At 72.1% G+C, this 10,730-nt stretch carries 7 protein-coding genes; 5 read left to right on the top strand and 2 right to left on the bottom strand.

Translation table 11 applies throughout. The features are described from left to right. The 5 genes from cbiB to ACYVGT_RS25250 all read left to right on the top strand — a co-directional run. A partial coding sequence (gene cbiB / locus ACYVGT_RS25270) for an adenosylcobinamide-phosphate synthase CbiB (protein ID WP_460862901.1) occupies positions 1–727 on the top strand: 727 nt, incomplete at its 5' end. Between the two features lie 709 nt (positions 728–1,436). Continuing rightward, entirely contained in the window at positions 1,437–2,567 is a 1,131-nt protein-coding gene (locus tag ACYVGT_RS25265; RefSeq protein WP_460862900.1) for a serine hydrolase domain-containing protein, read from the top strand. 230 nt (positions 2,568–2,797) lie between these two features. After that, the gene (locus ACYVGT_RS25260) at positions 2,798–4,429 is read left to right on the top strand and encodes a BCCT family transporter (RefSeq protein WP_460862904.1); all 1,632 of its coding nucleotides are present in this window, start codon (positions 2,798–2,800) and stop codon (positions 4,427–4,429) included. Between the two features lie 226 nt (positions 4,430–4,655). Beyond that, positions 4,656–6,293 (top strand): BCCT family transporter, encoded by a 1,638-nt coding sequence (locus ACYVGT_RS25255; protein WP_460862899.1) that lies wholly within the window; start codon positions 4,656–4,658, stop codon positions 6,291–6,293. Positions 6,294–6,302: 9 nt separating this feature from the next. Next, a complete protein-coding gene (locus tag ACYVGT_RS25250; protein ID WP_460862898.1) occupies positions 6,303–6,770 on the top strand; it encodes an Hsp20/alpha crystallin family protein in 468 nt (155 codons plus the stop codon). 75 nt (positions 6,771–6,845) lie between these two features. On the opposite strand, the gene ACYVGT_RS25245 is transcribed toward ACYVGT_RS25250, so the two are convergent. Next, on the bottom strand, positions 6,846–8,180 hold the full coding sequence (locus ACYVGT_RS25245) for a M16 family metallopeptidase (protein ID WP_460862903.1): 1,335 nt from the start codon (positions 8,178–8,180) through the stop codon (positions 6,846–6,848). A 147-nt stretch (positions 8,181–8,327) separates the two neighbouring features. Further along, entirely contained in the window at positions 8,328–10,622 is a 2,295-nt protein-coding gene (locus tag ACYVGT_RS25240) for a polyribonucleotide nucleotidyltransferase (protein ID WP_460862897.1), read from the bottom strand. Positions 10,623–10,730 lie beyond the last annotated feature (108 nt).

The raw sequence follows: 10,730 nt of genomic DNA, 5'->3' as shown, positions 1-10,730 counted from the left end.
CGCCGCCCCGGTGCGGGGCGCGGCCACCGCCGGCGCCACCTGGGCGGTGCTCGGCGGGGCGATGCTCGCCCGCGAGGCGCTCCGCATCGCCGACGCGCTCGACGCCGGCGACCTCGAGCGCGCCCGCGCGCTGCTGCCCGGCCTGTGCGGACGCGACCCCGCCGGACTGGACGAGAAGGGCATCGCCCGCGCCACCGTCGAGTCGGTCGCCGAGAACACCTCGGACGCGGCGGTCGGCCCCCTCGTCTGGGGCGCCCTGCTCGGGGTACCCGGCCTGCTCGGCTACCGGGCGGTGAACACCCTGGACGCGATGGTCGGCCACCGCTCCCCCCGCCACCTGCGGTTCGGTGCCCCGGCGGCGCGGCTGGACGACGTGGTGAACTGGGCGCCGGCACGGCTGACGGCCCTGCTCACCTGCCTGTCCGCGCCGGTGGCCGGCGGCGATGTGCGCCGCGCGCTGCGGGTGCTGCGCCGGGACGGCGCCCGGCACCCGAGCCCCAACTCGGGCCACTGCGAAGCGGCCTTCGCCGGGGCGCTGGACCTGCGTCTCGGCGGCGCCAACCGGTACGGGGACCGCGTGGAGCACCGTCCCGAGCTCGGCAGCGGGCGGCGGCCGGACACCGGCGACATCCGGCGCGCGGTCCGCCTCGCCCGCGCGGTCGACGCCGCCGCGGCCGCACTCGCCGCGCTCACCGCACTCGCCGGGACTCCGCAGCGGGCCCGATAGATCGTCGACGGGAGCTCCTGCCGCGGGCCTGGCGGAGGGCGTTCAGGACCGGTGTGTGAAGACTGCCCGACACCCCGTCTGACCGCTCTGCCTGGCCCCGGTCCTGCTGACCGGCGCGGTAGGGCTCATGCCGACTGCCCCGCCCGGCACGCGAACCCGCGATCGATGCCGGCACCCCGCTGCGCTGCGGGACCTCTCACACCACGGCCGACTGCTCCGGCCCGGCAGCGATGCCTCCGGCCGCGCCCTCTCCCGGGGGCGCGGAACCCATGGCGATCACCGGCGCCGACGGCCCGGTCTGCTCGTTCCCCCGGCCCACCCCAGAGAACCGGACGAGCGCACACGGGCCCCGCACCTGCTCCACGTCCGGCAAGTTGCGCCGGGGCCGTGCCCGGTGGTCCAGGGCGCGTTGGGCGGGTGGCCTTCACCGCGAGCGGCGCCGGGGTGCGTCGGCACGGCCGATCCGGGACAGCCCCGCACGTCCGCTCGTCTACCGCTGCGGCGGACACGGCGCGGGACCGCGCAGCAGGGCCGGCGCCCTCTGCTCCCGAGCGGCCCGCCGACATCCGGCGGACCGGCGGCGCGGCGGGGAGCCTGCCGGGGGTCCGAAGGGCAGCAGCGGGGCGGGCGCCGGAGCACCGATCGCCGTACTTCCGCCCCTTCCGGGGAGCGGTTCACTATCCTCCTGCGGAGCGGCGGAAGGGGAGGCATGGCGGATCTGGAAGCAGTGTCGGCGGCCGCGGCCCGGGTGGCCCGGGGCGCGGTGGCGGACGGCACGGCGCCGTCGGCGGTGTGGGCCGTGGGCGATGTACAGGGAACTGCGGGGCACGGCGCCGCGGGGCGGCCCGATCCGGACCGGCCCGAACCCGCCACCGAAGAGCTCCGCTACGACCTCGCCTCACTCACCAAGATCATCGCGGTATGGGCCGTGCTCGGCACCCTCTGGGACGAGGGGCGGTTCCGGATCGGCGACCCGCTCGGGGCGGTCCTGCCCGACGCCGCCGGGCACCCGCTCGGCGGGGTCGCCGTCCGGCACCTCCTCGCCCACACCGCCGGCCTGCCGCCCTACGCCGAATTCGAAGAGCGCTACGGCACCGACCCCGGGCGCATCCGCGCCGGTGTGCTCTCCGCACCGCTGCACCGGCCGCCCGGCACCGAGGTGCGCTACACCGATCGCGCCGCCCTCATCCTCGGCTACCTGGCCGAGCACCTCGGCGGCGCCGGGCTGGACACCCTGGCGCGTGAGCGCGTCTGGGCCCCGCTGGGTATGGACGCCACCCGGTACGGCCCGGTGCCCGCGGCCACCGCCGCTCCCACCGGGCAGGACCCGGACACCGGGCGGCTGCTGCGCGGCACCGTGCACGACCCCTCGGCGCGGCTGCTGGGCGGTGTCAGCGGCATCGCCGGCGTCTTCGGCCCCGCGGCCGACCTCGGCCGGTTCCTGGCCGCGACCGCCGCACCCTCCGCTGTGCCGCATCCGGGCCGGCCCGCGGCCGCGGGGGCGCACCGCTCGTTCGCCACCGGCTCGCCGTTCTCCGCGGCGTGGGTGCGGGCGAGCCTCACCGTGCAGACCGGCGCGCTCGCACCGCCGCGGGGACTGCTCTGGCACCCGGCGCACGGCTTCGCGCCCAGCGACGGCGTCTGGGGCCACCACGGGTTCACCGGGACCGGAATGTGGGTCGCCCCGGGGACCGGCCGGTGGGCTGTACTGCTCACCAACAAGGTGCTCTCCACCCCCGACCGCGGGCCGATCGACCAGGTCCGCGCCGGCTTCTGCCGCGCGGCCTTCGCCGACAGCGCTCCCGGCGGGCCGCCGGACCCGGCGTCCCCGGGGCGGTGACGGCTGCCGGAAGCGGCCAGGGTGCCGTGCTCCGCCGAATGCGGCCCCGTCCGGGCGGGTTTATGATCCTGTGCGGGTGGAAACGCGAAGACCCGGTCGAGGAAACCGGCGCTGGCCGAATTCGGCGGAGCGCGGCGCCGTTCAGCGGACATCGGCGGCAATCCGAGGAGTGAACCCCTATCTCTCGATTCACGACCGCTCTCCGGGAGCACACCAATCCGCCGGTCTTCATCGTCTCCGCCGTCGCGGTCCTGGCGTTCTCCCTGGTCGGAATCTGGGCTCCCGAGCAGTTCGGGCGGGCCACTGAGGCGCTGCGCACCGGCATCGGCACCAATTTCGGCTGGTTCTACACGCTGGTCACCACGGCCTTCCTCGCGCTCGCCCTGTGGCTCATGCTCAGCCGGTTCGGCGCCCGGCGGCTCGGCACGCACGACTCCAAGCCGGAGTTCGGCACGCTGTCCTGGTTCGCCATGATGTTCACCGCCGGAATGGGCATCGGCCTGGTGTTCTACGGCGTCCATGAACCCGTCTCGCACCTGCACGACGACTTCATCGGCGCCGTAGACGACCCGGCCGCCACAGCGGTGCAGTACACGCTGTTCCACTGGGGGCTGCATCCCTGGGCGGTCTACATCGTGCCCGGCCTCGCCCTGGGCTACTTCTGCTTCTACAAGGGCCTGCCGATGCGGCCCTCATCGGCGCTGTATCCGCTGATCGGCACCCGGATCCACGGCTGGATCGGCAACCTGATCGACATCCTCGCGGTGTTCGCCACGCTGTTCGGCATGGCCACGTCGCTGGGCCTGGGCACTCAGCAGATCGCCGTCGGCCTGTCCAGGGCGTTCGACCTGCCCGGCGGGGCGCCCCTGCACATCGCGCTGATCATCACCATCACCGCCATCGCGGTGATCAGCGTGGTGTCCGGCCTGGACCGGGGCATCCGGCGGCTCGCGGTACTGAACATGTGGATGGGGCTGCTGTTCCTGCTCGTGGTCGTCGTGCTGGGGCCGAAACTGGCCATGCTCGGCACGGGGATCAGCGGACTCGGCGACTACCTGCAGAACCTCGTCGGCATGAGCCTCGACTACGTGCCGCCCACCGGCGACGCGGACGCGCGCGCCTTCTCCGAGGAGTGGACGTTCTTCTACTGGGGCTGGTGGATCTCCTGGTCCCCGTTTGTCGGCATGTTCCTCGCCCGCATCTCCTACGGCCGCACCATCCGCCAGTTCACCGCCACCGCACTGTTCGGCCCGCTCGCGGTGAGCGTGCTCTGGTTCGGCGCGTTCGGCGGCGCCGGCATCGCGCAGGACCGCGGCGACGCGGGGCCGCTCACCACCGGCAGCCAGGGCAGTCCCGACCAGTCCGAGGGCTCGGCCCTGTATAACCTGTGGGCCTCGTTCGAGCTGGGCCCCACCGCGTTCGCGCTGCTGGCGGTGTTCACGATCCTGATGATCGCGATCTGCTACATCACCTCGTCCGACTCGGCGTCGCTGGTGGCGGACATGCTGACCCGCGGCACCCATCCGCACCCGCTCCGGCTGCAGCGGGTCTTCTGGGCCTCGCTCATCGGCGTCATCACCATCGCGCTGCTCATCATCGGCGGCGGCGCCGCGGTGCGGGCGCTGCAGGCCGTGGCGATCTCCACGGCGCTGCCGTTCAGCGCGGTGCTGGTCCTGATGGCGGTCAGCCTGGTGCGGGCGCTGCTGCAGGACAGCGCCGAGCAGGCGCCCCAGAAGGGCGAGCCGGCGCTGGGGCCGGACTCCTCCCCCAGCGGCCCGAGCAACCGGATGCGGACCATGTCCGCGTCCGCGCACAGCGGCGGGACACCCTCCGCGCCCCGGCGGTCCGGCCCGCGCCACTGAGCCCGGCCGCGTCCCGCACCGGCAGAGGCCATTCAGCCACCAAGAATGGCCTGATGCGGACAATTCACCGCTCAAATCCATGAAGATGCCATAACCGAACGATAAGGACGTGTTTCCCCACGTTCCCCCGGCCGTAGTGTCCGTGGAGGCCATCGCAAGCGACGCGTAGGGCTCATCGCGCACACCCAGAAGAACCGACCGGAGGAGGCGACCCCCGATCTCCCGCTTGACGTCCTATATCCGTGAACACACCAATCCACCCGTCTTCTTCATCTCGGGTGCGATCGTCCTGCTCTTCGTCGCGGTCGGCATCGCCGTTCCCGAACAGTTCAGTGCTGCTGCCACCGCGGTCCGCGACGGCATCGGGCAGAACTTCGGCTGGTTCTACATGCTGACGACCACGTTCTTCGTGGTCCTGGCGATCTGGTTGATGATCAGCAGGTTCGGCAGCCTCCGGCTCGGCCCGGACTCCGCCAAGCCGGAGTTCAGCACTGTTGCGTGGTTCGCGATGCTGTTCACCGCAGGCATGGGCATCGGCCTGGTGTTCTACGGCGTGTACGAGCCCACGCTGCATATGAACGACCCCCACCTCCAGGGCGCGGAGGACACCGGCTTCGCGGCCATGCAGTACGTGCTCTTCCACTGGGGCCTGCACCCCTGGGCGATCTACATCGTCCTCGGCCTCTCCCTGGGCTACTTCTGCTTCCGCAAGAACCTGCCGATGCGCCCGGCGTCCGCCCTCTACCCGCTCATCGGGGACCGGATCTACCGCTGGCCCGGCGCGATCATCGACATCCTCGCCGTGTTCGGCACGCTGTTCGGCCTCGCCACGTCCCTGGGACTGGGCACCCAGCAGATCAGCTACGGCCTCAACCACGTCTTCGGCATCCCCGACAACCAGCTCGTGCAGATCATCATCATCTGCCTCATCACCGCCGTCGCCGTGGTGAGTGTGGTCTCCGGCGTGGACAAGGGGATCCGGCGCCTCGCCGTGACCAACATGTGGATGGCCGCGGCCCTCCTCCTGGTGATCTTCGCCGTCGGCCCGAAGCTCTTCATGGCCTCGATGATGGTCTCCGGCCTGGGCGAATACCTGCAGAACGTGGTGCAGATGAGCCTCACGTTCATCTCCCCCCAGGGTGACGCCGACGCCAAGGCGTTCAGCGAGAGCTGGTCCATCTTCTACTGGGGCTGGTGGATCTCCTGGTCCCCGTTTGTCGGCATGTTCCTGGCCCGCATCTCCTACGGCCGCACCATCCGCCAGTTCGTGGGCGCCTGCCTGTTCGCACCCCTCGGGGTCAGCGCCGTGTGGTTCGGCGTCTTCGGCGGCACCGGCATGTTCTACGACGCCGCCAGTGGCGGCGCGATCTCCGGCGTGGACAACGAAGGCGCCGCCACTTTCGCGCTCCTGGACCTCTTCCCGCTGCCGGCGGCGATGCTGCAGGTGATCGCCCTGCTCACCATCGCGGTGGTGGCGATCTTCTTCATCACCTCCTCCGATTCGGGCTCCCTGGTCGTGGACATGCTGACCAACGGGGGCGACCCCAACCCGGTCCGCGCCCAGCGCATCTTCTGGGCCACGATGGAGGGGGTGATCACCATCGTGCTGCTGGTGATCGGGGGCGATGCGGCACTCACCGCGCTCCAGGCGGCGGCCGTCTCCACCGGACTGCCCTTCGCGGTGGTCCTCCTCCTGGTCGCCATCGGACTCATCAAGGCGCTGCGGGCGGAGCGGGGCCCGCTCCAGGTCCCCGCGGGGAGCTCACCGGAGGCGCCGCCGGCCGAGGGCGAGGCGATCCCCGTCCGCTCCAGCACCGAGTCCCCTGAGACCAGGACCGCCGAGCCGACCAGCGACCCGAAGTGAGGTAACCGGATGCCGCCGAAGAAGCGTTCGGGCAATCCGTTCCGCGGAGTGCTCGACATGATGAGCGAGATGAACCGCATCTCGGACAGCATGGCCAACCTGGAGTCGGGAACCTCCACCCACCGCGGGTTCTCCGACGCCTGGAGCCCGACCACGGACATCTTCGCCCGCGGGTCCGACCTGGTGATCCGCTGCGAACTGCCGGGCGTCTCCCCGGACGACCTCGAGGTCACCTTCTCGCACGGCTTCCTCACCATCGCCGGTGAGCGGCCGCCGGAGCCGGGCGACGTGGTCTACTACGCCTCCGAGCGGTTCCGCGGTGCCTTCCGGCGCGAGATCACCCTGCCGGAGGGGATCGACGAGGACTCCATGGAAGCCTCCTTCGACGACGGGCTGCTGGAGCTGAAGGTCCGCAACGGCGCCGAGGCGAGCCAGCCCGCACGGATCGCCGTACGCAGCCGCAAGCGCCCGCGCTAGGGCGGCACATCCGCAGGGGGCGGGCACCGGTCCGGTGCCCGCCCCCTGTTTCCGGCGCAGCGGCCGGAAGCGTCCTCAGAAGGTGCGGCCCTCGTCGAACGGGCCGACCACGGCGAGGGTCTCGGGCCGGCGGAGGAACTCCTCAGCGGCGGCCGCGACGTCGTCGACGGTAACGGCGTCGAACATCGCCAGGTCGTCGTCGAGCGAGTAGTGCCGCGGGTGGCCCAGCTCGTGCGCAGTCAGGCGCGCCATACGGGAGCTGCTCCCCTCGCTGCCCAGCACCCACGAACCCTTGATCTGGCCCCGGGCCCGCTCCACCTCCTCGGCCGGCAGGCCGTTGCGCGCGGCCTTCTCCAGTTCGGCACGGCACACGGCGAGGACCTCGTCGGCCTTCTCCGGCAGGCAGCCGGCGTAGACCTGCAGCACCCCGGTGTCGGAGAACCCGCTGTGGAACGCCTGCACCGCATAGGCCAGGCCGCGCTTCTCCCGCACCTCCTGGAAGAGCCGGGACGACATCCCCCCGCCCAGAGCGGAGGCGAGCACGCGCAGCGCCGCCCAGCGCGGGTCAGTGCGGGCCACGCCCTCCAGGCCGAGCACGAGGTGGGCCTGCTCGGTGTCCCGGGACACCAGCGCAGTGCCGGCGTGCATGGCCACCCCGGCTCCGCCGATCCGGGGCGGCGCGGGGCGGGCCCCCGGCTCCTCCGCAAGCAGCGGCGCGAAGGCCGCGCGGACCTGGGAGACCACGGCGTCGTGGTCGAGGTTGCCCGCGGCGGCGACCACGAGGTCGCGCGGCCGGTAGGCGCTCCGGTACTGCTCGGCGATGCGGGTCCGGCTCAGCTCGCCGATGGTCTCGGCGGTGCCGAGGATGGGGCGGCCCAGGCCGCTTCCGGCGTGCGCGTGCGCGGCGAAGACGTCGTCGACCAGGTCGGCGGGCTCGTCCTCGTACATGGCGATCTCTTCGAGGATGACGCCGCGCTCGGTCTCCACCTCGTTCGGGTCCAGCACCGAGGAGGCCACCATGTCGGTGACGACGTCCACCGCCAGCGGCAGGTCCCGGTCGAGGACCTTCGCGTAGTAGGCGGTGTGCTCCTTGGTGGTGTAGGCGTTGTGGTCGGCGCCGACCGCGTCCAGCAGCGCGGAGATCTCCAGCGCGTCCCGGGTGCGGGTGCCCTTGAACAGCAGGTGCTCGAGGAAGTGGGCGGAGCCGGCGTGCACGTCGTCCTCGTCGCGCGAGCCGGTCGTGGCGCTGACTCCGAACGCGGCCGAGCGCAGGGCCGGCACGGCTTCGGTGACCACCCGCAGGCCGCCGGGCAGCACGGTCCGCCGCACCAGGCCGGTCCCGTCGGAGGGCTCCAGCAGCACGGCGGTGGTGCCGGGCTCCTGCTCGGCGGCTGTCTCGGGAGCGTTCAATTCCATCCTTCTCCAGTCGGGACGTCCGGGCGCAGCAGGCTGTGCGCACCGGCGGCAGAGCTGCGACGGGGCGGCCGCGGGCCCGCCTCAGCGGGCTCCGCGACCGCCCCGTCAGGGTCGCTGCGCTCCTGCGCTACTGCAGCGGACTCAGGTGTTCTCGCTGCGGCCGCGGCTGCGCCGGCGGCGGCGCGGGGCGCCCTCGTCGGAGCCCTCGGCGGCGTCGCCGTCGGAGTCGGCCTTCGGGCTCTCCGCGGCGTCGTCCTTGGCGGCCTCGGCCTCCACGACCTCGACCGGGACCAGCGACAGCTTGCCGCGGTCGTCGATCTCGCGGATCTCGACCTGGATCTTCTCGCCGATGCTGACGACGTCGTCCAGGTTCTCGATCCGGGCGCCGCCGTGCAGCTTGCGGATCTGCGAGATGTGCAGCAGGCCGTCCTTGCCGGGCAGCAGCGACACGAACGCGCCGAACGCGGTGGTCTTCACGACGGTGCCGAGGTAGCGGTCGCCGACCTCGGGCATCGTCGGGTTCGCGATCGAGTTGACCGTGTCCCGGGCCGCCTCAGCCGACGGGCCGTCGACGGCGCCGATGTAGATCGTGCCGTCGTCCTCGACCGTCAGGTCGGCGCCGGTGTCCTCCTGGATGGAGTTGATCATCTTGCCCTTCGGGCCGATGACCTCGCCGATCTTGTCCACCGGGATCTTGACGGTGAGGATGCGCGGCGCGTACGGGCTCATCTCCGCGGGGCGGGTGATGGCCTCGGCCATCACGTCGAGGATCGCCAGGCGGGCGCCGCGGGCCTGCTGCAGCGCCGTCGCGAGCTGCTCGGCGGGGATGCCGTCGAGCTTCGTGTCGAGCTGGAGCGCGGTGATCAGGTCCCGGGTGCCGGCGACCTTGAAGTCCATGTCGCCGAACGCGTCCTCGGCGCCGAGGATGTCGGTCAGCGTGACGAACCGGTCGCCCTCGCTGATGAGGCCCATCGCGATGCCGGACACCATCTCCTTGAGCGGCACGCCGGCCGACATCAGGGACATGGTGGAGGCGCAGACGGAGCCCATCGACGTGGAGCCGTTGGACCCGAGCGCCTCGGAGACCTGCCGGATCGCGTAGGGGAACTCCTCCCGCGAGGGCAGGACCGGGACGAGGGCCCGCTCCGCCAGGGCGCCGTGCCCGATCTCCCGCCGCTTCGGCGAGCCGACGCGGCCGGTCTCCCCGGTGGAGTACGGCGGGAAGTTGTAGTTGTGCATGTAGCGCTTGGTCTTCTCAGGGTTGAGAGTGTCGACCGTCTGCTCCATGCGCAGCATGTTCAGCGTCGTGACGCCCATGATCTGGGTCTCGCCGCGCTCGAACAGCGCCGAGCCGTGCACCCGCGGGAGCACGCCGACCTCGGCGGAGAGCTGGCGGATGTCCTTCGGGCCGCGGCCGTCGATGCGGACCTGGTCGCGCAGCACGCGCTCGCGCATCAGCTGCTTGGTGAGCGACTTGAAGGCGGCGCCGATCTCCTTCTCGCGCCCCTCGAACCGCTCGGCGAGCTTCTCGCCGGCCTCGGCCTTGACCTCGTCCAGGCGGGACTCGCGGTCCTGCTTGTCGGCGATCGTGAGGGCCTCGGCGAGCGGGCCGGAGACGGCCTCGGCCACGGCCTCGTAGGCGTCGTCCTCGTACTCGAGGAAGATCGGGAACTCCCCGACCGGCTTGGCCGCCTGGTCGGCCAGCGCCTGCTGGGCCCGGCAGAGGACCTTGATGAACGGCTTGGCCGCTTCGAGGCCCTCGGCGACGGTCTGCTCGGTCGGGCCGACGGCTCCGTCCGCGACGAGCGCGAGGGTGCCCGGGGTGGACTCGGCCTCGACCATCATGATCGCGACGTCGCCGTCGTCGAGCACGCGGCCGGCCACGACCATGTCGAAGGTGGCGCCGGACAGCTCCGAGTGGGTCGGGAAGGCGACCCACTGGCCCTCGATCAGCGCGACGCGGACGCCGCCGATCGGGCCGGAGAAGGGCAGGCCCGCGAGCTGGGTGGACATCGACGCGGCGTTGATCGCGACGACGTCGTAGAGGTGCTCGGGGTCGAGCGACATGATCGTCTCGACGACCTGGATCTCGTTGCGCAGCCCCTTCTTGAACGACGGCCGCAGCGGGCGGTCGATGAGGCGGCAGGTGAGGATCGCGTCCTCGGACGGGCGGCCCTCGCGGCGGAAGAACGAGCCGGGGATGCGCCCGGCGGCGTACATCCGCTCCTCGACGTCGACCGTCAGCGGGAAGAAGTCAAGGTTGTCCTTGGGGCGCTTCGAGGCCGTCGTCGCCGAGAGGATCATCGTCTCGTTGTCGAGGTAGGCCACGGCGGAGCCGGCGGCCTGGCGGGCCAGTCGGCCTGTCTCGAAGCGGATGGTGCGGGTGCCGAAGCGGCCGTTGTCGATCACGGCTTCGGCGGAATAAGCGCCCTCCATGGGCGTCCCTCCTCAAGGGTTGTCCAACGGCGGCGCGGGTTCGGTCCCCTCGTGCCGTCCGCCCTCGAGAATCGTCCCGGCGGGACGCCGGCCATCGATCGAAGCCCG

The sequence above is a fragment of the Nocardiopsis coralliicola genome (genome assembly GCF_054779695.1).
The sequence above is the reverse complement of the archived record's forward strand: the minus strand, read 5'-3'. Positions and strand labels throughout refer to the sequence as shown.

What these genes read in the sequence shown, in the direction of transcription:
- ACYVGT_RS25265 (WP_460862900.1), top strand. Translation starts at nt 1,437, where the DNA reads ATGGCGGATCTGGAAGCAGTGTCGGCGGCCGCGGCCCGGGTGGCCCGG.
- ACYVGT_RS25250 (WP_460862898.1), top strand. Translation starts at nt 6,303, where the DNA reads ATGCCGCCGAAGAAGCGTTCGGGCAATCCGTTCCGCGGAGTGCTCGAC.
- ACYVGT_RS25240 (WP_460862897.1), bottom strand. Translation starts at nt 10,622, where the DNA reads ATGGAGGGCGCTTATTCCGCCGAAGCCGTGATCGACAACGGCCGCTTC.